This window comes from Kitasatospora sp. GP82 (genome assembly GCF_029892105.1).
Taxonomy (GTDB): Bacteria; Actinomycetota; Actinomycetes; order Streptomycetales; family Streptomycetaceae; genus Kitasatospora.
The window spans coordinates 136,519-160,224 of sequence record NZ_JARZAJ010000003.1 but is presented as its reverse complement, the minus strand read 5'-3'; the positions used below and the strand labels follow the sequence as shown (position 1 = coordinate 160,224).

The window sequence follows — 23,706 nt, the reverse complement described above, 5'->3', positions numbered from 1 at the left end:
GACAGAGCCCAGCGGGAGTCGGCTGGCCCGTTATCCGTTAACGCTTCTCTAACTCTCTTTTGACGCTTCCTTGGCGGGTGGCGGTCCTTGTGTCGGGGAGGGCGCGCTCGGCTGGTCTACGAAAGGTAGTCAACCGATGACTCTCGGGTGCTTGGCGGAATCACTGCTGATCCGCACCAGCGACAAGGGCGAGCCCATGGGGAATGTCGATGCGAGTGGTCGGCTCGAGGACGGGACGCCCCCGCCGGAGCTGGTGGCCGCAGCGGTGGCGACCCCGGGGGATCAGTAGCGCTCGACATGGTCCTCGGCCACCCCGCCCGTCGTATGCCTCTGTCGCCCTTCGCCCCGACCTGCCGGCATGCGTGGAGCGGCCCGCCACGGCATGCCCTCGGGCCGCAGCACCCCGAACCGTGCCGTTCGTTCCTGTGCTCGTGCTCGGGACAGGACCGTGGACCGCTCTTGTTCCGATCGATCAGGAACGGAGAAGCCGGGCGGCGGCGCGGGACGTAGCGTGAATACGTCGCCGGGAGATCCGGCACCGGTGGTCTACTGCCGGACACCATCATCAGGAGGATCTGTGCCGTACACCGTCGACTTCGACAACGTTTCCACCATCGGCCTGGAATCGTCCCCGGTCGCGGAGGCGCTCGCAGGATTGCGCGCCAACGAGGCGCGCTACTACAAGAACAAGTACGACCACGCCTTCACCGTCCAGCCTGCGAGCGATGCGTCGGAGGTGCTCGCCTCGGTGACCCGCATCCTCTCCGAGGAGCGCGACATCGTCATCTCCGCCCGTCCGCTCGAGGTGACATCCTTTGAGGCGGGCGGATTCCGGATGGCATACGTGTTCTACGAGTCCGGCCTGTCGGTCAACGTGATGTACGGCATCGAGGATGGCACGAAGCGCGCGGTGGGGTTCAAGCTTTCAGAAGGCATGGACGTTCCCGAGGAACTGGCGTCGAGGTTCAAGTTCGCGCGCCAGAAGTCAAAGCTGGCCGGAGAGATCCGCGGCTCTTACTTCGTGATCAAGGGCGAGTACTGAGCCGTCCGCGTTCCTCGTGCAGCGCCGCGAGTGTGGGAATCGACGGGTGATCAGGATCTGTGACCGGAGCTCCTGATCGCCTTGATGAAGCCCTTCGACCCGTTGGGCCACCTCGGCCCGGCGTATGCGAGTCGGCTGTCGCCCTTTGCGCGTTGGTCATGATTATCCGGGGTCCGCGAGCGCCCGGCTTGCCGCTGGCGCTGCCGCCACGGCCGCTCCAGCACCAACACCAGGGCCGTCTGGGCATGCATCAGTCGCTGCACCATTCCCGAGGTGGATCTGCCGGAGTTGCCTGCCGGATACTTGCAGGTCAGGTATGGTGCCAGAGTGTTCCGCCGGTCTGGTGGAGGCCGGCCAGCAGTAGCCCGACGGCGATGCCGACCGACTCCTTGGTGTAGTACGGGCGCGGGGAATCCGGGCCCTTGTGCACCTCGAAGACCACGATCACGGCCGGGGCGTCCTCCAGGAAGGATTTGTGCCAGTCCGTTCCGATCGGTGCCAGGGGCGGCCAGCCACTCCTCGGAGGCGCGGTGGGCGTAGAACTCGCGCTCCTCGGCCTCGGCCGCCTCGCGCAGCCTCCGCTTGCGCTCCGGATCGGTGATCACCACGAACCGCCAGGGCTGGACGTGCGCCCCGCTGGGCGCGGTCGAGGCGGTGCGGACCGCCCACTCGATCACCTCCTCGGGGATCGGGCGGGTGGAGTAGTCGTGGACGGTGCGGCGCTGCGACATCACGTCGTAGAAGGCCCGGCTGCGGTCCACAGCCTCATGGGCGGGCACCGTCATGGGGCGGAGCGGCACGGTGGGGCAGGCGGCCGCTGCCGATGCACTGTCAACCATGGTGCACAGCACAGCACATGGCAGCGGCTCTACGGAAGGGCCCGCCCGCCGGTTTCGGCCCCTGTGGACCAGACCACTCGAATCCCGGCGTCAGTGGACCGGACCACTCGGCTCTCAGCGCTCGTGGACCAGACCACCGGAGACCTCGATCCGCCGGTTGACCGTCACCGCCTCCAGCATCCGCCGGTCGTGCGTCACCAGCAGCAGCGTCCCGGTGTACGAGCCGAGGGCGGACTCCAACTGCTCGATGGCGGGCAGGTCCAGGTGGTTGGTCGGCTCGTCCAGCACCAGCAGGTTGACCCCGCGCGCCTGGAGCAGCGCCAGGGCAGCCCTGGTCCGCTCGCCGGGGGACAGGGTGCCGGCGGGGCGCATCACATGCGCCGCCTTCAGCCCGAACTTGGCCAGCAGGGTGCGGACCTCCTCCGGCGAGAGCTCGGGCACGGCCGTCGCGAACGCCTCCGCCAGCGGCTCGGTGCCCAGGAAGAGGCCTCGCGCCTGGTCGACCTCGCCGACCACCACGCCCGAGCCCAGCGCGGCACTGCCGCCGTCCAGTTCGAGCCGCCCGAGCAGCGCGGCCAGCAGGGTGGACTTGCCCGCGCCGTTGGCGCCGGTGATGGCGACCCGGTCCGCCCAGTCGATCTGCAGGTCCACCGGGCCGAAGGCGAAGTCCCCGCGCTTGACCTCGGCCCCGCGCAGGGTGGCGACCACCGAGCCCGAGCGCGGGGCGGCGGCGATCTCCATCCGCAGCTCCCACTCCTTGCGCGGCTCCTCGACCACGTCGAGACGCTCGATCATGCGCTGGGTCTGCCGAGCCTTGGACGCCTGCTTCTCGGTGGACTCCTGCCGCATCGCGCGGCCCATCTTGTCGTTGTCGCCCGACTTGCGGCGGGCGTTGCGCACGCCGTGCTCCATCCAGCCGCGCTGCATCCGCGCCCGCGCCTCCAGGCCCGCCCTGGTGTCGGCGTACTCCTCGTACTGCTCGCGGGCGTGGCGCCGGGAGACCGCCCGCTCCTCCAGGTACGCCTCGTAGCCGCCGCCGTAGAGGTTGACCTGCTGCTGGGCGAGGTCGAGCTCCAGTACCCGGGTGACGGTACGGGCCAGGAACTCGCGGTCGTGGCTGACCAGGAGGGTGCCGGCGCGCAGGCCCTTGACGAAGGACTCCAGCCGCTCCAGGCCGTCCAGGTCCAGGTCGTTGGTGGGCTCGTCCAGCAGGAAGACGTCGTAGCGCGAGAGCAGCAGCGAGGCCAGCCCGGCGCGGGCGGCCTGGCCGCCGGAGAGCGCCGTCATCGGCAGATCGAGGCCGACCTTGAGGCCGAGCGAGTCGGCGACCTCCTCGGAGCGCTCCTCCAGGTCGGCACCGCCGAGGTCCAGCCAGCGGTCCAGGCTCACCGCGTACGCGTCGTCCGCACCAGGACGGCCCTCGACCAGCCCTTCGGTGGCCTCGTCCAGTGCCGCCTGCGCCGCCGCCACACCCGTGCGGCGGGCCAGGAAGTCGCGGATGGACTCGCCCGCGCGGCGTTCCGGCTCCTGCGGCAGGTGGCCCACATTGGCGCTCGGGGGGCTCAGCCTGATGGTGCCGCCCTCGGGAGTGGTGAGACCGGCCAGCAGCCGAAGCACAGTGGACTTGCCCGCGCCGTTGGCCCCGACCAGGCCGACCACGTCACCGGGGGCGACGACCAGGTCCAGGCCGGAGAAGAGGGTGCGGTCGCCGTGGCCGGCGCTGAGGTCATTGACTACGAGAGTGGCGCTCATGATGCCGCCGATTCTATCGGTGGCCGGGAAAGTCCCGATTGTGCGCACGAAAATCCCTTTGCGCGCACGGCGGCGGCCGCCCTACCGTTGATCCCGTTGCCGCCAGACGAGGAGAAGGCCGTTGCTCTACTGAGGTTGTGAGACACCGCCCCCACGCACCCTGATACGTGCGTGGCGTGAGCGTGCGACCTCGGTATCGAGTGGCCCTCGTGCACTCCCGGTTCCCCCGCACCCCAGCGGTGTCTCCCGTGTTGCTTCCCCCTTCCCGCAGCAAGCACACCGGAGGCCGACCATGGCACACCCGAGCACCTCCATCCTCTGCACCGATCTGGGCTTCGAATGGCCCGACGGCACCACCGTCCTCGACGGCTTCCATCTCGCAGTCGGCCCCGGCCGCACCGGTCTGATCGGCCTCAACGGGGCCGGAAAATCCACCCTGCTGCGCCTGATCGCGGGCGAGCTCACCCCGGCCGCCGGCACCGTTCGCATCAGCGGCGAACTCGGCTACCTGCCCCAGGGGCTCACCCTGGATGCCGGGCAGCGAGTGGACGAGGTCCTGGGCATCCGGGCCGCCCGCGAGGCACTGCACGCGATCGAGTCCGGTGACACCGCCGGCCGGCACTTCGCCGCGATCGGCGAGGACTGGGACGTCGAGGAGCGCGCCCGCGCCACCCTCGACAAGCTGGGCCTCGACCGCCTCGGCCTCGACCGCACCACCAGCGAACTCTCCGGCGGCGAAGCCGTGTTGCTGCACCTGGCCGCCCTCCTGCTGCGCCGCCCGGACGTCCTGCTGCTGGACGAGCCGACCAACAACCTCGACCGGCGAGCCCGCTCGCTCCTCTACGAGGCGGTCGCCGGCTGGCAAGGCGTGATGGTGATCGTCAGCCACGACCGCGAACTGCTCCGGTACGTCGACCAGATCGCCGACCTGCGCGACGGCACCGTCACCTGGTACGGCGGCAACTTCGCCGCCTACGAACGCACGCTCGCCGCCCAGCAGGAGACGGCCGAGCGGCTGGTGAGGGTCGCCGAGGCGGACGTCCAGCGGCAGAAGCGCGACCTGGTCGAGGCCAGGATCAAGCTGGACCGGAGTGCCAGTTACGGCAAGAAGCGCTCGGAGACCCGCAACGACCCGAAGATCTTCTCCGGCAAGCTCAAACGCCAGGGCCAGGAGACGGCGGGGCGAGTGCGCGGCCTGCACGCCGAGCGGCTCGCCGACGCCAGGGAGCGGCTGTCCGCAGCCGAGGAGGCCGTCCGCGACGACGCCGAGATCCGTATCGACCTGCCGCGCACCGCAGTCCCACCGGGCCGGACGGTGCTGCACCTCGACCGGGTCCGACTCCCGTACGGCACCTGGGCCGACCTGGAGCTGCGCGGAGCCGAGCGGGTCGCCCTGGTCGGCCCCAACGGCGCGGGCAAGACCACCCTGCTGCGCACTATTGCGGGCGAACTCGCCCCGCTCTCCGGCGAGATCACACTCCCCGTACCGCTGCGGCACCTGCCGCAGCGCCTGGACCTGCTGGACGACGGCCTGTCCGTTGCCGACAACGTCAAGGCGTACGCCCCCGGCGTCGGCGACAACGCGGTCCGGGCCCGGCTGGCCCGGTTCCAGTTCCGGGGCGCGCGGGCCGAACAGCTCGCCGGCACCCTCTCCGGCGGTGAGCGCTTCCGGGCGGCGCTGGCCGCGCTGCTGCTCGCCGATCCGCCGCCGCAGCTGCTGCTGCTGGACGAGCCGACCAACAACCTCGACCTCGCCAGCGTCCGCCAGCTCACCCAGGCACTCTCCGGGTACCAGGGCGCACTGATCGTCGCAAGCCACGACGTCCCGTTCCTGCGCGGGCTGGGAATCACCCGATGGCTGGAGCTGGACGGGGAGTTGAGGGCCATCGACGCCCTCTGACGGAGAACGGTCAGGAGGGGTGCCGACGTACGGCACCCCTCCGGTACCATCGCCGCATGCCAGCGCTCAACATTGAGTACACGGAGCTCGAACTCGCGGCGATCCGCGAGGCCGCCGCTGCGGACGGCAAGAGCGTCAAGGCGTATGTGCACGACCTGAGCGTCCGGGAGCAGAAGCGGCGCACCTTCGTGAGACACGCCGTGGCCTTCTGGAGAGCCCACGTCGAGGAGTTCGACGCGGCCTTCCCCGAGGACGCCCCGGAGGCCGGGAGCGCCGACGCCAGGTGCACCGATGTCAAGCGCACCGAGGCCAAGCGCGCCGACGCCCGGTGATGCTCCAGGTCGACCTCCGCTGGCTGCTCGACGTCCAGGAACTGGCCTCGCCGGAGGACCTCACCGTCCGCGACTACTCCGCCCTCCAGGCTGCCGTCGCCCGCCACCGGGTCAACACCGCGCAACTGGGCCACGATGCCGACCCGGCCTGGTGCGCCGCCGCACTGATGCACACGATCGTGCTGCTGCGCCCGCTCCCGGTCCGCAACAACCTCTATGCCTGTATGGCCACCGCCGCCTACATGGCCGCCGCCGAGGAGGGCATCGACCCGCCGTACGGCGCCCTGGTCGAACTGGCCCGCGACGTCGCCGACGGTACCTCGGACGTCTTCGCGGCCGCCGGGCGCATCCGGTCCTGGCGGATCTGACGGACAGTGGAACCCGCCCTGCCGGTGGGCCCTCCGGTGGAGCGCTCTACTGCGTCTCGGTGCCGGAAGGTGCGCCGAACCAGCGGTGGAGCGCGGTCGACAGGTGCGCGTCGTCGCTCCGGCCGACCCAGCAGACGTAGCCGTCCGGGCGGACCAGCACGGCCTGGGCGTCCGGGAAAGGGGTCGGCGCGCGGTCGACGCGGTCCGCCCAGGGGGCGAGGGCGGCGGTGAGCGACGGGTGGGCGGCGGATTCCAGCAGCAGGCCGCGGCCGGTGGGCAGTTCGATGCCCGGCAGGCGGGCGCCCAGCAGGGGGTGTGTGGGCGATCCGGGCATCTCGTAGCGGATGCCCAGGCCGGAGATCATGCCCGCGATCCGCCGATTGGCTTCCGGGAGCGTGAGCAGCTCGGCCATGGTGGCCCGCAGAGCGAGGACGTCCGGGTCGGTGACAAGGAGTACACCCTGGGCCCTGGTGTTCTCCAGCACCATCGCCCCCACCGGGTGGCGCTCGGCATGGTAGGTGTCCAACAGCCCTTCGGAGGCCCGGCCCTGGATCTGGGCGGCGAGCTTCCAGCCGAGGTTGAAGGCGTCCTGCATACCGAGGTTCAACCCCTGGCCACCGGCCGGGAGGTGGATATGGGCGGCGTCCCCGGCCAGCAGCACCCGGCCGTCACGGTAGCGCTCCGCCTGCCGCGAGGCGTCGGTGAAACGGGACGCCCAGCGCACCTCGCGCAGTCGGAGCCGGCCGCCGTGGTGCGGGCGCAGAGCGGCCCTGACCTCGTCCTCGGTGACCGGGGCGGACCGGTCGAGCTCCTGCTGCCGCGGTCCGCCGAAGAGCACCCGGTACACCCCGTCACCGAGCGACAGCAGGAAGAACAGGCCGTTGTCACCGGGTTCGAGGGACGGCAGCCGCCACTCGTCGGACAGCTCGGACGCGCCGTCGAGGACGATGTCCGCGACCACCATCGACACCCGGCCGTCCCGCCCGGGGAAGGCGGCCTTGAGCAGGTGCCGGACCGTGCTGCGGCCGCCGTCCGCGCCGACCAGGTAGCGGGCACGCAACCGCCGTTGCCCGGCGGGACCGGCCACGGTGGCTGTCACACCGTCCGAGTCCTGCTCGAAGTCCACCAGTTCGTGCCCGCGCAGGACCGGTACGCCTTCCTCGGCGAGGCGGTCCTCCAGGGACTCCTCGACCCTGGCCTGCGGGATGCCCACCTGGTAGGGGAACGGGGTGTCGAACACCCCGTAGTCCAGGGGGAGTCCGGCGAAGTGTCCGCCGGGGACGGTGGTCACCGCCCGGCTCATGACCCGCTCCAGCCAGCCCCGCAGCTGGAGGATCTCGGCCGTCCGCGGCTGGAGGTTCAACGCCTTGGACTGGCCCGTACGTTGGGGCAGTCGCTCCAGCACCAGGGCGCTGGCGCCCGCCAGTTGAAGCTCGTTGGCCAGCAGCAGTCCGGTGGGGCCCGCTCCGACGACGAGGACATCCATGTCCGCCTCCATACCCATGTCGATGCTCCTCAGACCTTCAGGCCGTGGCGGGTGATGTACCGGAAGTGGAAGAGGAACAGCCCTCCCAGCACCACCAGCCACTGCAGCGAGCTCACCAGCGGAACCGAGTCGACCGGGAGTGTGCAGGCGAGTACGACCCGGATGCCGGCGTCCAGCGTGAAGCCGGCTCCCCAGACGGCGGTGACCACCCGGATGTGCCGACGGAACTCGGGATCGTGGGTCCAGCGCTCCGCCCACTCCTGCGCGCCCGCCTCGCCGATCTTCGTCGCCACGACCGACCGTCCGGCGGTGAGCATGAACGGACGCCGGGTCGCCAGGGTGCCCAGCACCCACAGACCGAGCACGCCGAACAGCCAGCTGTCCCTGACGAGCAGCGTCCTCGGGTCTCCGGTGACCATCGACATCAGGACGCCGATGACCAGCAGGGTCAGCGTGAACACCGCCATCACCTCGACCCGGCGGAGCTTGACCGTCCCGTAGACGATCCACGGCACCACCAGCAGGCTGCTTACGAGCAGGGCCGCCCACTGGCTCATGCCGAGGCCGTGCAGCAGGTAGTAGCCGCCGAGCGGGATCGCCAGTTCGAAGACGAGCGATCGGATCAGCTGCCGGCGTGCGGCGGCCGTATTCGGTGCTGGTGCTGGTGCTGGTGCTGATGCCGGTGCGGTTGCCGGTTCTGCCGGTTCCTTCATGATGTCCCCCTCGGTGTCCAAGACGACGTCCTTCACGGCGTGCTCCCTCACGGCGTGCTACTCACGGTGTCCGGCGGGTGGCCCGGTCGAAGATGTCCGCCAACTCGCGTCCGCAGGCGGCCACATCGAGGTCGGGGTCGGTGACCGAGCGCACGACCACCCCGTCGATGGCTCCCCGCAGCGCTGTGACCATCACCCGGGCGTCGAAGTCCCTGAACTCCCCGGCGGCCTGGGCCTCGCGCATGCGCTGCTCCTGCACGTCCATGACCGACTTCACCGACTCGGTGAACCCGATCCGCTGCGGGTCGTCGCCCTTGAGGTTGGTGAGGACCTCGGTCAGCGCGGGGAGGTGCTTGGGATACACCACCAGCAGCTCGATGTTCGACTCGATGTACGCCCGCAGCCTGCCCCGGTAGCCTTCGGCCGCCCCGATCCTGGGCACCATGTACTCCCCGGCCACCCGCATCACTTCGGCGACGACCTCGTGCATCAGGTCGTCCTTGCCCTTGAAGTGGTACGAGATCATCCCGGTGCTGCTGAGCCCCGCCTGTTTGGCGATCTTCGCGAACGAGGTACTGGCGTAGCCGACGTCTGCGATGACCTCGATGGCGGCCTGCACGATCTGCGCCCGCCGTGCCGACTCGGTGAACGTCCGGCCGGCCCTGGCGCCTTTTTGCTCACCTGCGCTGCTCTTTGCTTGCATGAGCAAAACTGTAGGGCTTCTTGCCCGGCTGAGCAAGAGGTGGGGGGTCCGGTCGACGCGGAAATGCCGCAGGGCCGTTCACCTTCGAGGTGAACGGCCCTGCGGTCGGCGTGCGGTGCGGGTCAGGTGGTGGCCGGGCGGAGCTTGCGGCGCAGTGCGGTGCCGAGACGGTCCAGGCCGACCACGGCGGCGCCGAGGAGGATGAACTCGACCGTCAGCTGGGCGATCTGGCCGGCGACCCAGGCGTAGCCGTTCTGGGTGGGGTCGAGGAAGAAGTACGGGTACTTGTTGTCGAAGTGCGGGAAGAGCGCGGCGCGTAGCTCGGTCAGCCCGGCCCAGCACAGCGGGAAGGAGAGCCAGATCGGCAGGTCGCGCCAGTGCGAGACATTGCGGGGCCTGAGGCACAGCCAGTCGAGCACGACCATCACGGGCGTCACGTAGTGCAGGAAGAAGCTGGACCAGTGCTGGAGGCGGTCGGGCCCGGAGAACAGGCCCGGCAGCGGGTTCGCGCCGTGGTTGAGGATGATGTGCGCGACCAGGCCGGTGATGGTGATGTACAGCACGGCGGCGCCGCGCAGCCGGGGTGCGGGGGCGTCGGTGGTGCCGCGTTTGGCCATCCAGTACACGGCGCCCGCGAAGTAACCGAACACGATGACGTTGCTCTGGATGGTGAAGTAGACCAGTGAACCGGTGCCGAGAATCAGTCCGAGCCCGGCCGAGATCACGATGGCCAGGCGCCACCAGAGCGCGGGGCGGGTCCAGAGCGACATGCGTTCACCGGTTCTACTCGCAAGGTTCATCGGAACGCCGAACTCTACCCAGGGGTCACCGCGCGACGAAAGCCGCCGGGACCCCCGGATTCACGGCCGGCCGTGCATGCGGGATCGGCCGGGCCGCGCTTAGCGGGGCCGGACGAATCCCGACTCGTACGCGACGATCACCGCCTGTGTGCGATCCCGTACGCGGAGCTTGGCAAGCACGCTGCCGACATGCGTCTTGACGGTCTCCGGGCTCACTACCAGCCGTTCGGCGATCTCGCCGTTGGTCAGCCCGGCCGCCATCAGCCGCAGGATCTCGCCCTCGCGGTCGGTGAGCCGGGGCAGGGGGAGTGGCGCCTTGGTGCAGCGCTCGGCGTGGTGCAGGGCCAGCTCGCGCACGGCGGCGGGGAAGAGCAGCGAGTCTCCGTTCGCCACCAGCCGGACGGCCTGCACCATCTCCTCGGCGCGGGAGCGCTTCAGCAGGAAGCCGCTGGCCCCGGCCCGCAGTGCCTCGTAGACGTAGTCGTCGTTCTCGAAGGTGGTGACCACCAGGACCTTCGGCGGTGGCTGGACCGAGCCGAGAAGGTGCTCGGTGGCCCGGATGCCGTCCATGCCGGGCATCCGTACGTCCATCAGTACCACGTCCGGCCGCAGTTCGGCGGCGAGCGGTGCGACCTCGGTGCCGTCCGCGGCCTCGCCGACCACGGTCAGGTCCGGCTCGGCGTTCAGCACCACTCGCAGGCCCGTGCGCACCAGCCGTTCGTCGTCGGCGATCAGCACCTTGATCATGCTCGTCCCCCTTGGTGTTCCTCGAGTCCCTGTACGACTCTCTGTTCCCCGGGCTTGGATTCCCCGGGCGTGGATGCGTCCTTCGGTGCGGATTCGTCCGTCGGTGCGGATTCGGCCGGCAAGGCCGGGAGCGGGAGCCGGACGGAGAGCCGCCAGGTGCCGTCGGCCTGCGGGCCGGCCAGGAACCCGCCGCGCCGGGCCTCGACGCGTTCGGCGACCCCGCGCAGTCCGCGGCCGCCGCCGGGGCGGCTGGGCCGGTTGGCGCCGAGAGGGTTGGCGAGGTCGATCTCCAGCCGTCCGTCGCTCAGTTCGAGCCGCAGCCGGGCGCTGACCGGTCCGGCGTGCCGGAGCACATTGGTGAGGCCCTCCTGGACGATCCGGTACGCCTCCTGGGAGAGCTCGGAGGGCAGGTCGCCGAGTCCGGACCCGGCGTGGGACTCGACGCGTACTCCGGCGAGTCCCATCTGCCGTATGAGGGTGCCGAGTTCGTCCAGCGTCGGGCCGGTGCCGGCTCCGGCGCCGGTGGTTCCGGCGGTGGGTTCTTCGCGCAGCAGACCGAGGACGGTGTCGAGTTCGGCGACGGCCGCCCGCGTGGTCTCCTCGATCGCCCGCAGCGCCTGGGCCGCGAACTCCGGCTCCGAGTGCAGTACCTTCGCCGCCGCAGCCGCCTGGATGGTGACGGCGCTCAGCGCATGGCCGACCGAATCGTGCAACTCCCTTGCCAGGCGATTGCGTTGGGCGAGCTCGGCGGCGCGCCGCTCGACGGCGGCCAGCCGTTCGGCGGGTGTCGGGCCGAGCAGTACGGGTGCGCAGCGGGCCAGCAGGGCGCCGGAGCCGGCGTTCACCGCCAGCAGCAGGAGCAGCAGTGCGGGGCCGAGCAGCAGCCCGGACGGCAGCTGTCCGCCGAAGGCGCGGTGGATCGACTCCAGGCCGGGGTGGCCGAGCGCCTTGATCGAGGAGAGCGCCAGCAGCACGGCGGCCGGAGGCGTGGCGAGCGACATCCCGGCGACGATGCCGCCGAGGAGCAGATGGAGCACGAACCAGGCCGAGGTCCGCCGCCGCGCGGCCCAGGACTTGGCCAGCGTGACTGCCAACTCCCTTACCGCGCCCGTCCTTCCGGTGTCCGCCGCGCCCGCGCAGAGGGCACGCGCCGCCGTACCCTCAAGGACGCGCACCACCGGCACCAGGGCGGTGACCGCCGCCATGGGCAGGGAGACCGGGAGGGCCAGCAGTTGCAGCGCAAGCTGCCGGCCCGGGGCCCCGTTCCCGGCGACGGCATTCAGCAGCACCGACGAGAGCAACCAGTACGGCATCAGCAGCGCACCGCCGAGCACCAGATGGACCCAGCGCAGCGCGGCCCGGCGTCCGATCAGTGCACTCATCGCGCCGACTCTACGTCAGCGGTCGGGGCGGGTGGGGCCGGCGGAGCAGGTAGTGCAGGTAGTGCAGGTGGTGCGGGTGGTGCGGGTGGTGCGGGCAGTGCGGGCGGAGTGGCCGGCGGGAGGAGGTGCATGTGCCGACTGTCCCGGCCGGGCCCGGCCGTGCGCATCGGCCGGACCGACGATCCGGCTCCCCCCGGCGGGGGAGACCGCTCTCCTTCCGGCCTCCTGCTGGATCTGGACGCAGCGGATCGGTGTTGGGTTCAGAAGATCAGGTGGGCGCGTTCGTGGGTGCGGACCTCGATTCCGGAGGCGGCCTTGTCGATCAGTTCGTGCGCCAGGTTGGAGCAGGCGCGGGCGGCGGCCAGCTCCTCCCCGACGGTGGAGTCCGGGGTGTCGTCCGGGTTGCGCCGGGCGACCCCGAGGCCCCTGACACCGGGCGCGCTGAAGCCGCTCAGGGAGGCTGTGCAGGTGGTGCGGTTCTCGTCCTCTTCGAAGTTGAGGTCGACGATCCAGTGGTTGTGCATGGGGGCTCACTCCTTGGCTAGGTGAATGTGCTTCCTGGCGAGCTGGAGCGATCGTCAGCCCCAGAATCCGCCCGGTGACGGTGGTTGGCAAGGGGTGGCCGGGGCTGCGGGTGTTGGCCCGGGCGTCGGCCCCGGTGCTACGGCGCACCAGGTCGCGTCGCGATGCTGCGGACGTGCAGGGTGTTCGCGCACGCAGCTGATCGAGCAGAGCCGCGCGCGCCTGAGGGCGGTTGCCGTCTGCGGAACGCTTGTTACCGGCGGGTCGGATCCCTATCATCACGACTGTGACAGCCATACTGTCAAACACATCGAGCGGTGGAGGACGGCCCTTGTCGGAGCGCAGCGGCGGGCCACTGGCCGGAGTGCGGGTGGTGGAGCTCGCGGGCATCGGCCCGGGGCCGTTCGCCGCGATGCTGCTGGCCGACCTCGGTGCGGACGTCGTCCGGGTGGACCGCCCGGGCCCGGTTGCGCTCGGCCAGGACCCGGAGTACGACGTCACCAACCGCAACAAGCGCTCGGTGGTGATCGACCTCAAGTCCCCCGAGGGGCCTGATCTGGTACTCGACCTGGTCGAGCGGGCCCACCTGCTCATCGAGGGCTACCGCCCCGGTGTGGCCGAACGGCTCGGGGTCGGTCCGGAGCCCTGCCTCGCCCGCAATCCCGCACTGGTCTACGGGCGGATCACCGGCTGGGGCCAGGACGGGCCGCTCGCTCCCCGGGCCGGGCACGACATCGGCTATGCCGCCACGGCCGGAGTCCTCGGGCTGATCGGCGCGGCGGGTGAGGCGCCGGCCATCCCGGCCAACCTGCTCGGCGACTACGCGGGCGGCTCGCTCTACCTCGTCGTCGGCCTGTTGGCGGCCCTGCACCACGCCCGCGCCACCGGTGCCGGGCAGGTCGTGGACGCCGCCATCGTGGACGGCGCCGCCCACCTCACCTCCATCCTCTGGGGTCTGCTCGCCGCCGGAGGCTGGCAGGACCGGCGGGGTGTCAACCTCCTTGACGGCGGCGCACCCTGCTACTCGGTGTACCGCACCGCCGAGGGCGAGTACATGGCCGTCGGTGCGCTGGAACCGCAGTTCTACGCCGAGTTCACCAGGCTGCTGGAGCTCGGCCCGGACGCCCCTGGTCAGTTCGACCTCGCCCGCTGGCCGGAGCTGCGTGCGCGGATCGCCGCCCGCTTCGCCACCCGCACCCAGGCCGAGTGGACGGCCGTCTTCGAAGGCACCGACGCCTGCACCTCACCCGTTCTGACGCTCCGTCAGGCCGCCGTGCACGGACACCTCTCAGCGCGCGGCACGTACACCACGCATCAGGGCATCACCCAGCCGGCGCCCGCGCCGCGCTTCTCGGTGACCCCGGGGGAGCTGCGCCGCCCTCCTGCCGCACCGGGGGCGCACACCGCAGAGGTCGCCCGCGACTGGGACGTCTCCCGGCTGCTGCCCAAGTCCGACCGAGCCCCGTCCACCTGACCCCGATGGCCTTTGACCCCCGATCCCCAAGGAGGGTGCAGTGCAGCGCGAGATCTACGCCGAGGAGCACGAGGCGTTCCGGGAGACCGTCCGGGCGTTCCTCACCCGCGAGGTTCTCCCGCACAACGAACGCTGGGAGCAGGCGGGCATCGTGGACCGCTCCGCCTGGCTGGCCGCCGGCAAGCAGGGGCTGCTCGGCCTCGCCGTCCCCGAGGAGTTCGGCGGCGGTGGCACCACCGACTTCCGCTACCCGGCCGTGCTGGCCGAGGAGTTCGTCAAGGCCGGGGTCAGCGGACTGGCCATCGGCCTGCACAACGACATCATCGGCCCGTACCTCACCTCGCTGGCCACCGAGGAGCAGAAGCAGCGCTGGCTGCCCGGTTTCTGCAGCGGCGAACTGATCGGCGCCATCGCGATGACCGAGCCGGGCGCCGGTTCCGACCTCCAGGGCATCCGGACGAGCGCCGTCGACCAGGGCGACCACTATCTGCTGAACGGTGCCAAGACCTTCATCTCCAACGGGATCCTCGCCGACCTGGTGGTGGTCGTCGCGAAGACCACCCCCGAGGGCGGCGCGCACGGCCTCAGCCTGCTGGTGGTCGAGCGCGGCATGCCGGGATTCGAGCGAGGCCGCAACCTGGACAAGATCGGCCAGAAGGCCCAGGACACCGCCGAGTTGTTCTTCGACGACGTCCGTGTCCCCAAGGCCAACCTGCTCGGCGAGGAGAACCAGGGTTTCGTCCACCTGATGCGCAACCTCGCCCAGGAGCGCCTGGCGATCGCGGTCTCCGCCATCGCCGGGGCCGAGCACCTGGTCGAGCTCACCACCGCTTACGTCAAGGACCGGACCGCCTTCGGCCGTCCGCTGGCCAAGCTGCAGCATGTGCGGTTCGAGATCGCCGAGTTGGCCACGGAGTGCGCCGTCACCCGGACCTTCGTCGACCGCTGCATCACCGAGCACAACCGCTACGCGCTCACGCCGGTCGATGCCTCGATGGCCAAGTGGTGGGCCACCGAACTCCACAAGCGCACCGCTGACCGCTGCCTCCAACTCCACGGCGGCTACGGCTATATGGCCGAGTACCCGGTCGCCAAGGCGTTCACCGACGGCCGTATCCAGACCATCTACGGCGGCACCACCGAGATCATGAAAGAGATCATCGGCCGCTCCCTCCTCGGCTGAGACCTCCTCCTGCCCGGCTGAGATCCGGCTGGGAACCCTTCCGCCTCGGCTGACACTTCCTGAAAGGCATCCACCCGTGACCACCGAAGCGTACGTCTACGACGCGATCCGCACCCCGCGCGGCCGGGGCAAGGCCACCGGCTCGCTGCACGGCACCAAGCCGATCGACCTGGTGGTCGGCCTGATCCACGAGATCCGGGCCCGCTTCCCCGGGCTCGACCCCGCCGCCATCGACGACATCGTGCTGGGCGTCGTCAGCCCGCTCGGCGACCAGGGCTCCGACATCGCGCGGATCGCCGCCGTGGCCGCCGGGCTGCCGGACTCGGTGGCGGGCGTCCAGGAGAACCGCTTCTGCGCCTCCGGCCTGGAGGCCGTCAACCTGGCTGCGGCCAAGGTCCGTTCGGGCTGGGAGGACCTGATCCTGGCCGGCGGCGTGGAGTCGATGTCCCGCGTCCCGATGGGCTCGGACGGCGGCGCCTGGGCGATGGACCCGATGACCAGCTTCCAGGTCGGTTTCGCCCCGCAGGGCATCGGCGCCGACCTGATCGCCACCATCGAGGGCCTCTCCCGCACCGATGTGGACACCTTCGCCGCCGAGTCCCAGGCACGGGCCGCCAAGGCGTGGGCCGACGGCAAGTTCGACCGCTCGGTGGTGCCGGTCAAGGACCGCAACGGACTTGTGGTGCTCGACCGCGACGAGTTCTTCCGCCCCGGCACCACCGTGGAGACCCTGGCCCGCCTCAAGCCCTCCTTCGCGGCCATCGGCGAGGCGGGCGGCTTCGACGCGGTCGCACTGCAGAAGTACCACTGGGTCGAGTCCATCGACCACGTCCACACCGCCGGGAACTCCTCGGGCATCGTGGACGGCGCCGCGCTGGTCGCCATCGGCTCGGCCGAGATCGGCGAGCGGTACGGGCTGCGCCCGCGCGCCCGGATCGTCTCGGCCGCCGTCTCCGGCTCCGAACCGACCATCATGCTCACCGGGCCCGCCCCGGCCACCCGCAAGGCGCTGGCCAAGGCCGGGCTCACCGCCGAGGACATCGACCTGGTCGAGATCAACGAGGCGTTCGCCGCCGTCGCCCTGCGCTTCATGCGCGAACTCGGCTTCAGCCACGACAAGGTGAACGTCAACGGCGGCGCGATCGCCCTGGGCCACCCGCTCGGTGCGACGGGTGCGATGCTGATCGGCACCCTGATCGACGAACTGGAGCGCCGTGACCTGCGCTACGGCCTGGCCACCCTCTGCGTCGGCGGCGGCATGGGCATCGCCACCATCATCGAGCGCGTCTGAACACCCCTGACTCCCCGAGGACTTCCGACATGACTGAAGCAACCGCCATCCGCTGGGAGCAGGACGAGGAGGGCGTGGTCACCCTCGTCCTCGACGACCCGGCCCAGTCCGTCAACACCATGAACGCCGCCTTCACCGAGGCCTTCGTCGCCGTGGTCGAGCGCCTCAAGGCCACCGAGGACCTGCGCGGCGTCATCGTCACCTCCGCCAAGAAGACCTTCTTCGCCGGTGGCGACCTGCACATGCTCTCCGCCGTCCAGCCCGAGCGGGCAGGCGAGTTCTTCGAGAACACGCTGCGTCTCAAGCGGGCCATGCGCACCCTGGAGACGCTCGGCAAGCCCGTGGTCGCCGCCGTCAACGGTGCCGCCCTCGGCGGTGGACTGGAGATCGCCCTCGCCTGCCACCACCGCGTCGCGCTCGACGCCCCCGGCAGCAAGATCGGGCTGCCCGAGGTGACCCTCGGCCTGCTGCCCGGCGGGGGCGGTGTGGTCCGTACGGTGCGGATGCTCGGCATCACCGATGCCCTGCTCAAGGTGCTGCTCCAGGGCCGCCAGTACCGTCCGGCGCAGGCGCTGGAGATCGGCCTGGTGGACGAACTCGCCACCACCGCAGAGGAGATGCTCGCCAAGGCGCGCGCCTTCATCGCCGCCAACCCGGAGTCCGTGCAGCGCTGGGACGTCAAGGGCTACAAGATCCCCGGCGGTACCCCGTCCACCCCTGCCTTCGCCGCCAACCTCCCGGCCTTCCCGGCGAATCTGCGCAAGCAGCTGGCCGGTGCCCCCTACCCGGCTCCGCGCAACATCCTGGCCACCGCCGTGGAGAGCGCTCAGGTGGACGTGGACACCGCGCTGGTGATCGAGTCCAGGTACTTCACCGAGCTGGCCTGCGGGCAGACCGCCAAGAACATGATCCAGGCGTTCTTCTTCGACATGCAGGCCGTCAACTCCGGTGCGGGCAGGCCCAAGGACGTACCGGCGCGCGAGGTGCGCAAGGTCGCCGTCCTCGGCGCCGGGATGATGGGCGCGGGCATTGCGCACTCCTGCGCCAAGGCCGGGATGCAGGTGCTGCTCAAGGACGTCAGCCTGGAGGCCGCCGAGCGCGGAAAGGACTACTCCGCAGGGCTGCTGGACAAGGCGGTGGCGCGCGGGCGGACCACTGCGGCCGAGCGGGAGGAGTTCCTCGCCCGGATCACGCCGACCGCCGACGCCGCCGATCTGGCGGGCTGCGAGGCGGTGATCGAGGCCGTCTTCGAGAACCCGGAGCTCAAGCACAAGGTGTTCCGGGAGATCGAGGAGGTCGTCGCGCCCGACGCACTGCTCTGCTCCAACACCTCCACCCTCCCGATCGGTCTGCTCGCCGAAGGCGTCACCCGCAGCGCCGACTTCATCGGTCTGCACTTCTTCTCGCCGGTCGACAAGATGCCGCTGGTGGAGATCATCCGTGGCCCGGAGACCGGTGACGAGGCGCTGGCCCGCGCCTTCGACCTGGTGCGGCAGATCCGCAAGACGCCGATCGTGGTGAACGACTCGCGCGGCTTCTTCACCTCGCGCGTCATCGGCCAGTTCATTAACGAGGGCGTGGCGATGGTCGGCGAGGGAGCCGACCCGGTCTCCGTCGAACAGGCCGCCGCCCAGGCCGGGTACCCCGCCAAGGTGCTCTCGCTCCTGGACGAGCTGACCCTCACCCTGCCCCGCAAGATCCGCAACGAGGCCCGCCGCGCGATCGAGGAGGCGGGCGGCACCTGGACGGAGCACCCGGCCGACGCGGTGATGGACCGGATGCTCGACGACTTCGACCGCCCCGGCCGCAGTGGTGGCGGCGGCTTCTACGAGTACCAGGAGGGCCGCCGCACCCGCCTGTGGCCGGGCCTGCGGGAGGCCTTCGCTCGGCCGGAGGTGCAGATCCCGTTCGAGGACATGAAGGAGCGGATGCTCTTCGCGGAGGCGCTCGACTCGGTGCGCTGCCTGGAGGAGGGCGTACTGACCTCGGTCGCGGACGCCAACGTCGGCTCCGTCCTCGGCATCGGCTTCCCGGCGTGGACGGGTGGTGTGCTCCAGTACATCAACGGCTACCAGGGCGGCCCGGCCGGATTCACCGCCCGCGCAAAGGAGTTGGCGGCCGCGTACGGCGAACGCTTCTCCCCGCCCGCGCTGCTGGAGCGGATGGCGGCCGAAGGCGGCAGCTTCAAGGACTGACGGCGTCAGCCCGATCATCTTTCCGAGCACGCCGCGCCTGTCGGCTTCTTCTCGTCGCACTGCTGATATCACGGTGCGCTGTGCGGCCGCGCGCTCACTCCGGGCGCGCGGCCAGCTCGTCCGCGAGCGAGCGCTGGAAGGCCGTCACCAGGGCCTGAACCACCATCGGCTGGATCTGGTCGGTGAGCTCCTTCATCCGCTCCAGTTCCGCCGGTGGCGGATCGCTCTCCCGGTACGGCTTCCAGACCGTCTCGCGGAACAGGCGGTGCAGGTCGTGCGCCGTCGCCTGGCTGTGCAGCCGGACGACCGCGCGGGCGGCGACCAGGGTCTCCAGCGGGATGGGAACGTCCAACACCCTGACGCCGAGCGGCAGTAGACCAGGGTCGATCTTGAAGACCTCGGGGTCACCGGTGCGGTGCAGTGCCCCCATCGCGGCCAGCCGGTCCACATCGGTGTCCGAGAGCGCCCGCCCGGCCCGCCGCCCCAACTGCTCGCGGGTGGCCTCCTCGGCGGCCTCCGGAGTCCAGGACGCCACCAGAGCCCGGTGGATGGCCAGGTCCAAGGAGCTGATGTCCTCCGGCAGTTGTGCCAGATACCGCTCGATCGCCGCCAGCGTCAGCCCCTGCCGCTGCAACTCCTCGATCAGCTCCAGCCGTCCGAGGTGCTCGGGCCCGTACAGTCCGACCCGGCGCGGCCCCAACTCCGGTGGCGGCAGCAACCCCTTGGCGCTGTAGAACCGCAAGGTCCGCACCGTCACCCCGGCCCGGGCGGCCAGTTCGTCGACGGTGAGCCGCGGTGGCCCGGCCGGAGTCGTCGCTGTCATGGAAACGTAGACCTCACGCTGACCCGAGGGAACCTGATTCTGCTGCAGCAGCGCTGCTGTGACAGCGTCAGTGTGACACCGCCGCCCGGGCCCGGTCCACCGAGGGTGGGCTTGTACGTCACCCCCGGCGTGCGAAGTGGCGTGCTCGACGGCCTGCTCGACGGCCTGCTCGGCGGTCCAGTTGCGGCCCGACGCCGGCCTCGTGGAAGGCGTTGTATGACTTTGCTGAATTGGGTTTGTATGCTTCGCTCGATCTCTACAGGCTTGTAGAAGATCTCGGGGGCCGGTTCGCGCGCCTTGTTCGCCGTACTGGTCCATGAGTGGTTCGCGCCTCGGCAATCGTGACCGGCGCAATTTCGTGCCTCCGGGTGTCCCGGGGGCGGAGCGCGGCGCACGCGGTGGCCGAGTGGACAAGGGGTGTGTATGGCGGGGCAGCGGGCGAGTACGCCCTACGGCGGCGCAGAGCTGCGGCGCGAGGAGTCTGCTGTGCCCTCGCAGCGCGGGGGTGGGGCGGACGCCGACGGCGTGCGCGGCGACAGCGGGCCGGTGCGGGAGCGCGCGCGGCGCGCCGAGCCGTCCGGCAGCGGTCGACTGCCCGCAGCGCTTCCGGCGATCGGTCTGCCGGTACTGGGTGCGCTGGTGGACGAGGTGACCGGATCCGGAGTGGGCCCGGTCTTCGCCGTGTGCGCCGTGCTCGGCACCGCGCTGGCGGCGGCCGTCAGCAGCCGGGCCGGCTGGTGGTGGGTGACCGCTGCCGCGCCGGCGGTGGTGCTGGCGGTGGCCTCGGGCACCGAGTACCTCGTGCACGGGGACAAGTACCAGGGGAAGGCCCTGGCGACGGGTGCACTGCGCTGGGTGGTGCATGCCTTCCCGGTGATGGCGGCGGCCGTACCGGCCGCGCTGCTGGTGATCGTGGTCAGGAGCGTTCGGAGTGGAAGGGGCCGTCGTGGCTGAGAACAGGTCCGGCAGGCAGCGCGGCGGCAGGGTGGCCGGGTCGCGTACGTCGCCGATGGTGGTCGCGGGGCGGACGGCGGCCTGCGCCGTGTCGCTCGCGGTGCTCGGCGCCAGCGGTTTCACCTGGTACGAGGTCAAGAACCTCACCGACGGTATGACCACGTCCAACGCGCTGGGCGAGGCGAAGAAGGACGCGCCGCCGCACCTCGACAACGCGGTCAACCTGCTGCTGATCGGTCTGGACAGCCGCAAGGACATGAACGGCAACGACCTGCCCAAGCAGTTCGTCGAGGACGAACTGCACGCCGGCTCCAGCGACATCGGCGGCTACAACACCAACTCCCTGATCGTGTTGCACATTCCCCCGAGCGGGAAGGTGCAGGCGGTGTCCATCCCGCGCGACGACTGGGTGCAGACCTACGGAGCCGACGGCAGGATGCACAAGGTCAAGGAGGCCTACGGCATCGCGAAGAGCATGGCCGAGGACAAGCTCGGCAGCAAGGGGCTCTCCCAGGCGGACCTGGAGCACCAGAGCCGCGAGGCGGGCCGCTCGGCCACCATCCAGACCGTGCAGAAGCTCCTCAACATCCCGATCGACCACTTCGCCGAGGTCAACCTGCTCGGGTTCTACGACATCGCCAAGGCGGTGCAGCCGATCGAGGTCTGCCTCAACCACCCCGTGGACGACCCCATCGTGTCCAGGACGGCGACCCACGAGGGCGGTGGCACCGGTCTCAAGCTGCCCGCCGGTCACAGCCGGCTCGACGCGGCCCAGGCGCTCTCCTTCGTCCGTCAGCGGCACCACCTGCTCAACGGCGACCTGGACCGCACCCACCGGCAGCAGGCGTTCATCTCCTCCGTCGAGTACAAGCTCAAGCAGGACGGCGTCATCGGCGACCTCGGCAGGATGCAGAGCCTGTTCGACGTGGTGAAGAAGGACGTGGTCATCGACAACCAGTGGAACATCCTGGACTTCGCCCAGCAGGCGCCCAACCTCACCGGCGGCAACGTCGAGTTCAACACCCTGCCGATCGACAAGTTCGCGACCATCGGCGGCCAGGACGTCAACCAGGTCAGCCCCGACAAGCTGAAGCGGATCGTCCAGCAGCTGTTCGGCGGCCGGGAGCCCGCGCCCACCCCGGCTGCGACCGACGCGGCCACCGACCCGAACGCGGCCGCGGAGCCCTCCGCGCCCGCCGTGGTGGAGGCGGCGTTCAAGGAGCCGGAGACGGTGGACGTGTACAACGCCTCAGCGGTCACCAAGGCCGCCGCCAACGAGTCCAAGGCCCTGACCGACCTCGGGCTCAAGGCCGGAAAGACCGGCGAGGCCACCACCCGTCCCCGGACCACCACCGTCACCTACGGAACCGGCGCCAAGGACGGCGCCGAACAGGTCGCGGCCCGCTACGGGGTCACCGCGACGGCCTCCAGCGCCGTCCCCGCCGGACACATCCGGGTGATCCTCGGCACCGGCTACACCGTCCCCGCCGCCGATGGCGGAGCCCAGAGCAGCGGTGGCCAGGGCAGCGGTGGCGACAACGCCCCCGATCCCGCTGCCACGCTCCAGATGCAGGGCCCTGCCGTCCAGGCGGGCAACATCCCCTGTGTCGACTGACCGCCGCTGACCGCCACTGATTGCCGCGCCCCTGCAGCCGACCGCCGTCGGCTACAGGGGCGTCGCGGCCTTGAGCACGAGGAGGAGGGCGACGGCCGCATTGAGGGCGGAGAGCGCCGACGCCGCGGTGCCGGCGGCGGCGACCATCGCGGCGAGGCCGGCCGGGCTGTGCGCCGGGGGCCAGGTCTCGGGGAGCACCTCGGGGTTGAGCAGGGCGGCCACTCGCCGCGGGACGGGACCGGGGGCGGCGAAGGCGGCGAATCCCGGCGCGGGTAGATGGCGGGAGACCAGGGCGGCCCTGGCGACCGCGCGGGCGGTCACCCGGCGGTCGCCGACCACGTGCGCCGCCTCCTCGTCGGCCCAGCGCTCGGTGCTGTAGGCGACGGCCTGCTGGAGTGGACGCAGGAAGGGGTTGACGCAGCTGGCCAGCCGGGTCGCCATCAGGTAGCGGTGGTGGTGGTTGGCCAGGTGGGAGCGCTCGTGTGCGATCAGGGCCCGGCGCTCGTCGGCCGCAAGGCTGTCGATCATGCCGGTGGAGACGACGATCCGGCCCGGCGTCCCGGGTACCGCGTAGGCGTACGGGTTCTCGTCCGGCAGCACCGCGAGGTCGGTGTCGCGCGGCACGAACTCGAGCGCGTGCTGGGCGCGCACCCGGATCCGGAGGTGGCGTCGGAGGGTCGTCGAGCAGGTGGTGAGGACGGTGACGAGGACGATCACCGCCGCCGTGCCGACCTCCTCGTGGAAGGGCACCGCCGCGCGCACCTCGGGGTCGGACCAGTTGTCCGGCAGCGGGTTTCCCGGGATCTGCGCCGTGCCGACCACGAAGAGCAGCCCCAGGCAGAGCGTGCTGCACACCGCCATGATCACGCTGATCCAGGTCAGCAGCCGGACCGCGTTCCGCGGGTGGAGGTGGTGTTCGGCGAGACGCGCGATCGGCAGGGCCGTCAGGGGCAGGATGAGGGGGAGGAAGACGAAGACACCCATGGTTCAGCGCTCACGCCCGTCCGCCGCGCCGTCCAGCAGCGCGCGCAGCAGCTGCTCGTCCTCGGGGAGCAGTGCGCTGACGAAGCTGGCCAGTGCCGCACCGCGGTCGGCCTCGGTGTCGAGCAGTTTGCGCATCCGTATCGCGGTGAACCCGGCCGCGTCGGAGGCCGCCAGCCACAGGTACACCCGGCCCGAACGGCTGCGGGAGACCGCCTGTTTGACGAGCAGCCGGGAGAGGATGGTCATGACCGTGGTGTAGGCCAGCTCGCCGCTGAGGCGCTGCTGCACCCAGCTCGCGGTGACCGGCCCCGGGGCGCTCCTGAGTACCTCCAGGACCTGGCTTTCGAGTTCGCCCTGGCCGCGCTTGCGGGGGTGTCCGATGAGGCTGCCCCTGTCCTCGTCCATGGTGTCTCCCTTCCAGCAGGCTTGCCCATGCGCGCGACAGGCGCCCCCATCCTAGTGAGCCGACGGTTCCGATGAGCCAATGAGCCGATAATGCGGGCATCGCGCAGCCGAGGCCCGGCCTCCCCTCCGCCTTCGGCGGCCGCCCAAATCCTCTACACTGCTGTAGATTCAGTGCGCCGCGAAATGCAAACGTCTG

The 23,706-nt window shown here is 70.8% G+C and carries 22 protein-coding genes and 1 pseudogene; 11 read left to right on the top strand and 12 right to left on the bottom strand.

Annotated elements, in window-relative coordinates; genetic code table 11:
* The first annotated feature begins 151 nt into the window (after positions 1 to 151).
* Both P3T39_RS04095 and P3T39_RS04090 read left to right on the top strand, forming a co-directional pair.
* Positions 152 to 289 (top strand): hypothetical protein, encoded by a 138-nt coding sequence (locus P3T39_RS04095; RefSeq protein WP_280695910.1) that lies wholly within the window; start codon positions 152 to 154, stop codon positions 287 to 289.
* A gap of 288 nt (positions 290 to 577) precedes the next feature.
* A complete protein-coding gene (locus P3T39_RS04090; protein ID WP_280695908.1) occupies positions 578 to 1,042 on the top strand; it encodes a hypothetical protein in 465 nt (154 codons plus the stop codon).
* Positions 1,043 to 1,382: 340 nt separating this feature from the next.
* On the opposite strand, the pseudogene P3T39_RS04085 reads toward P3T39_RS04090, so the two are convergent.
* Together P3T39_RS04085 and P3T39_RS04080 are read right to left on the bottom strand one after the other, a co-directional pair.
* Positions 1,383 to 1,881 (bottom strand): annotated as a pseudogene (locus tag P3T39_RS04085) (nitroreductase family protein); the annotation flags it as partial.
* A 114-nt stretch (positions 1,882 to 1,995) separates the two neighbouring features.
* Positions 1,996 to 3,633, bottom strand: a complete 1,638-nt coding sequence (locus P3T39_RS04080) for an ABC-F family ATP-binding cassette domain-containing protein (protein WP_280695907.1) — start codon at positions 3,631 to 3,633, stop codon at positions 1,996 to 1,998.
* A gap of 292 nt (positions 3,634 to 3,925) precedes the next feature.
* On the opposite strand from P3T39_RS04080, the gene P3T39_RS04075 reads away from it, so the two are divergent.
* From P3T39_RS04075 to P3T39_RS04065, 3 genes are read left to right on the top strand one after another with little or no spacing between them, the layout of a single operon-like run.
* Complete coding sequence (locus P3T39_RS04075; RefSeq protein WP_280695906.1) at positions 3,926 to 5,533, top strand: ATP-binding cassette domain-containing protein; 1,608 nt, start codon at positions 3,926 to 3,928, stop codon at positions 5,531 to 5,533.
* Between the two features lie 56 nt (positions 5,534 to 5,589).
* On the top strand, positions 5,590 to 5,865 hold the full coding sequence (locus P3T39_RS04070) for a hypothetical protein (protein WP_280695905.1): 276 nt from the start codon (positions 5,590 to 5,592) through the stop codon (positions 5,863 to 5,865).
* On the top strand, positions 5,865 to 6,233 hold the full coding sequence (locus tag P3T39_RS04065) for a toxin Doc (protein ID WP_280695904.1): 369 nt from the start codon (positions 5,865 to 5,867) through the stop codon (positions 6,231 to 6,233). Before P3T39_RS04070 ends, P3T39_RS04065 begins: the two co-directional genes overlap by 1 nt.
* Positions 6,234 to 6,279: 46 nt before the next feature.
* On the opposite strand, the gene P3T39_RS04060 is transcribed toward P3T39_RS04065, so the two are convergent.
* The 7 genes from P3T39_RS04060 to P3T39_RS04030 form a co-directional block, all read right to left on the bottom strand.
* Entirely contained in the window at positions 6,280 to 7,737 is a 1,458-nt protein-coding gene (locus tag P3T39_RS04060; RefSeq protein WP_348534304.1) for an FAD-dependent monooxygenase, read from the bottom strand.
* 11 nt (positions 7,738 to 7,748) lie between these two features.
* Positions 7,749 to 8,468, bottom strand: a complete 720-nt coding sequence (locus P3T39_RS04055; RefSeq protein ID WP_280695903.1) for a VC0807 family protein — start codon at positions 8,466 to 8,468, stop codon at positions 7,749 to 7,751.
* Between the two features lie 25 nt (positions 8,469 to 8,493).
* Positions 8,494 to 9,135: a TetR/AcrR family transcriptional regulator gene (locus P3T39_RS04050; protein WP_280695902.1), complete on the bottom strand. Its 642-nt coding sequence runs from the start codon at positions 9,133 to 9,135 to the stop codon at positions 8,494 to 8,496.
* A 122-nt stretch (positions 9,136 to 9,257) separates the two neighbouring features.
* Complete coding sequence (locus tag P3T39_RS04045) at positions 9,258 to 9,905, bottom strand: Pr6Pr family membrane protein (protein WP_280695901.1); 648 nt, start codon at positions 9,903 to 9,905, stop codon at positions 9,258 to 9,260.
* A gap of 129 nt (positions 9,906 to 10,034) precedes the next feature.
* Positions 10,035 to 10,682 carry a response regulator transcription factor gene (locus P3T39_RS04040; RefSeq protein WP_280695900.1) on the bottom strand — a complete coding sequence of 216 codons (648 nt, stop codon included), beginning with the start codon at positions 10,680 to 10,682 and terminating at the stop codon, positions 10,035 to 10,037.
* Positions 10,679 to 12,064 carry a histidine kinase gene (locus tag P3T39_RS04035; RefSeq protein WP_280695899.1) on the bottom strand — a complete coding sequence of 462 codons (1,386 nt, stop codon included), beginning with the start codon at positions 12,062 to 12,064 and terminating at the stop codon, positions 10,679 to 10,681. Before P3T39_RS04035 ends, P3T39_RS04040 begins: the two co-directional genes overlap by 4 nt.
* Positions 12,065 to 12,324: 260 nt before the next feature.
* On the bottom strand, positions 12,325 to 12,588 hold the full coding sequence (locus P3T39_RS04030) for a DUF1876 domain-containing protein (RefSeq protein WP_280695898.1): 264 nt from the start codon (positions 12,586 to 12,588) through the stop codon (positions 12,325 to 12,327).
* A 329-nt stretch (positions 12,589 to 12,917) separates the two neighbouring features.
* Between P3T39_RS04030 and P3T39_RS04025 the strand changes: the two genes are divergently transcribed.
* The 4 genes from P3T39_RS04025 (at position 12,918) to P3T39_RS04010 (ending at position 18,729) form a co-directional block, all read left to right on the top strand.
* Positions 12,918 to 14,060: a CaiB/BaiF CoA-transferase family protein gene (locus P3T39_RS04025; RefSeq protein ID WP_280695897.1), complete on the top strand. Its 1,143-nt coding sequence runs from the start codon at positions 12,918 to 12,920 to the stop codon at positions 14,058 to 14,060.
* Between the two features lie 40 nt (positions 14,061 to 14,100).
* On the top strand, positions 14,101 to 15,243 hold the full coding sequence (locus P3T39_RS04020; RefSeq protein WP_280695896.1) for an acyl-CoA dehydrogenase family protein: 1,143 nt from the start codon (positions 14,101 to 14,103) through the stop codon (positions 15,241 to 15,243).
* A 76-nt stretch (positions 15,244 to 15,319) separates the two neighbouring features.
* The gene (locus P3T39_RS04015; protein WP_280695895.1) at positions 15,320 to 16,534 is read left to right on the top strand and encodes an acetyl-CoA C-acetyltransferase; all 1,215 of its coding nucleotides are present in this window, start codon (positions 15,320 to 15,322) and stop codon (positions 16,532 to 16,534) included.
* Between the two features lie 29 nt (positions 16,535 to 16,563).
* Positions 16,564 to 18,729, top strand: coding sequence for a 3-hydroxyacyl-CoA dehydrogenase NAD-binding domain-containing protein (locus P3T39_RS04010; protein ID WP_280695894.1), 2,166 nt, complete (start codon positions 16,564 to 16,566; stop codon positions 18,727 to 18,729).
* A 94-nt stretch (positions 18,730 to 18,823) separates the two neighbouring features.
* Here the strand turns inward: P3T39_RS04010 and P3T39_RS04005 are convergent, their stop codons facing one another.
* The gene (locus tag P3T39_RS04005; RefSeq protein WP_280695893.1) at positions 18,824 to 19,552 is read right to left on the bottom strand and encodes a MerR family transcriptional regulator; all 729 of its coding nucleotides are present in this window, start codon (positions 19,550 to 19,552) and stop codon (positions 18,824 to 18,826) included.
* A gap of 423 nt (positions 19,553 to 19,975) precedes the next feature.
* Between P3T39_RS04005 and P3T39_RS04000 the strand changes: the two genes are divergently transcribed.
* Together P3T39_RS04000 and P3T39_RS03995 are read left to right on the top strand one after the other, a co-directional pair.
* Positions 19,976 to 20,506: a DUF6542 domain-containing protein gene (locus tag P3T39_RS04000; protein WP_280695891.1), complete on the top strand. Its 531-nt coding sequence runs from the start codon at positions 19,976 to 19,978 to the stop codon at positions 20,504 to 20,506.
* On the top strand, positions 20,499 to 22,121 hold the full coding sequence (locus P3T39_RS03995) for an LCP family protein (RefSeq protein WP_280695890.1): 1,623 nt from the start codon (positions 20,499 to 20,501) through the stop codon (positions 22,119 to 22,121). Before P3T39_RS04000 ends, P3T39_RS03995 begins: the two co-directional genes overlap by 8 nt.
* 51 nt (positions 22,122 to 22,172) lie before the next feature.
* On the opposite strand, the gene P3T39_RS03990 is transcribed toward P3T39_RS03995, so the two are convergent.
* On the bottom strand, positions 22,173 to 23,105 hold the full coding sequence (locus P3T39_RS03990; protein WP_280695889.1) for a M56 family metallopeptidase: 933 nt from the start codon (positions 23,103 to 23,105) through the stop codon (positions 22,173 to 22,175).
* A 3-nt stretch (positions 23,106 to 23,108) separates the two neighbouring features.
* A complete protein-coding gene (locus P3T39_RS03985) occupies positions 23,109 to 23,510 on the bottom strand; it encodes a BlaI/MecI/CopY family transcriptional regulator (protein WP_280695888.1) in 402 nt (133 codons plus the stop codon).
* Between the last annotated feature and the right edge of the window lie 196 nt (positions 23,511 to 23,706).

What these genes read in the sequence shown, in the direction of transcription:
- P3T39_RS04005 (WP_280695893.1), bottom strand. Translation starts at nt 19,552, where the DNA reads ATGACAGCGACGACTCCGGCCGGGCCACCGCGGCTCACCGTCGACGAA.
- P3T39_RS03990 (WP_280695889.1), bottom strand. Translation starts at nt 23,105, where the DNA reads ATGGGTGTCTTCGTCTTCCTCCCCCTCATCCTGCCCCTGACGGCCCTG.
- P3T39_RS04080 (WP_280695907.1), bottom strand. Translation starts at nt 3,633, where the DNA reads ATGAGCGCCACTCTCGTAGTCAATGACCTCAGCGCCGGCCACGGCGAC.
- P3T39_RS04060 (WP_348534304.1), bottom strand. Translation starts at nt 7,737, where the DNA reads ATGGGTATGGAGGCGGACATGGATGTCCTCGTCGTCGGAGCGGGCCCC.
- P3T39_RS04045 (WP_280695901.1), bottom strand. Translation starts at nt 9,905, where the DNA reads ATGTCGCTCTGGACCCGCCCCGCGCTCTGGTGGCGCCTGGCCATCGTG.
- P3T39_RS04010 (WP_280695894.1), top strand. Translation starts at nt 16,564, where the DNA reads ATGACTGAAGCAACCGCCATCCGCTGGGAGCAGGACGAGGAGGGCGTG.
- P3T39_RS04075 (WP_280695906.1), top strand. Translation starts at nt 3,926, where the DNA reads ATGGCACACCCGAGCACCTCCATCCTCTGCACCGATCTGGGCTTCGAA.
- P3T39_RS04065 (WP_280695904.1), top strand. Translation starts at nt 5,865, where the DNA reads ATGCTCCAGGTCGACCTCCGCTGGCTGCTCGACGTCCAGGAACTGGCC.
- P3T39_RS04030 (WP_280695898.1), bottom strand. Translation starts at nt 12,588, where the DNA reads ATGCACAACCACTGGATCGTCGACCTCAACTTCGAAGAGGACGAGAAC.
- P3T39_RS03985 (WP_280695888.1), bottom strand. Translation starts at nt 23,510, where the DNA reads ATGGACGAGGACAGGGGCAGCCTCATCGGACACCCCCGCAAGCGCGGC.
- P3T39_RS04040 (WP_280695900.1), bottom strand. Translation starts at nt 10,682, where the DNA reads ATGATCAAGGTGCTGATCGCCGACGACGAACGGCTGGTGCGCACGGGC.
- P3T39_RS04050 (WP_280695902.1), bottom strand. Translation starts at nt 9,135, where the DNA reads ATGCAAGCAAAGAGCAGCGCAGGTGAGCAAAAAGGCGCCAGGGCCGGC.
- P3T39_RS04035 (WP_280695899.1), bottom strand. Translation starts at nt 12,064, where the DNA reads ATGAGTGCACTGATCGGACGCCGGGCCGCGCTGCGCTGGGTCCATCTG.
- P3T39_RS04070 (WP_280695905.1), top strand. Translation starts at nt 5,590, where the DNA reads ATGCCAGCGCTCAACATTGAGTACACGGAGCTCGAACTCGCGGCGATC.
- P3T39_RS04000 (WP_280695891.1), top strand. Translation starts at nt 19,976, where the DNA reads ATGGCGGGGCAGCGGGCGAGTACGCCCTACGGCGGCGCAGAGCTGCGG.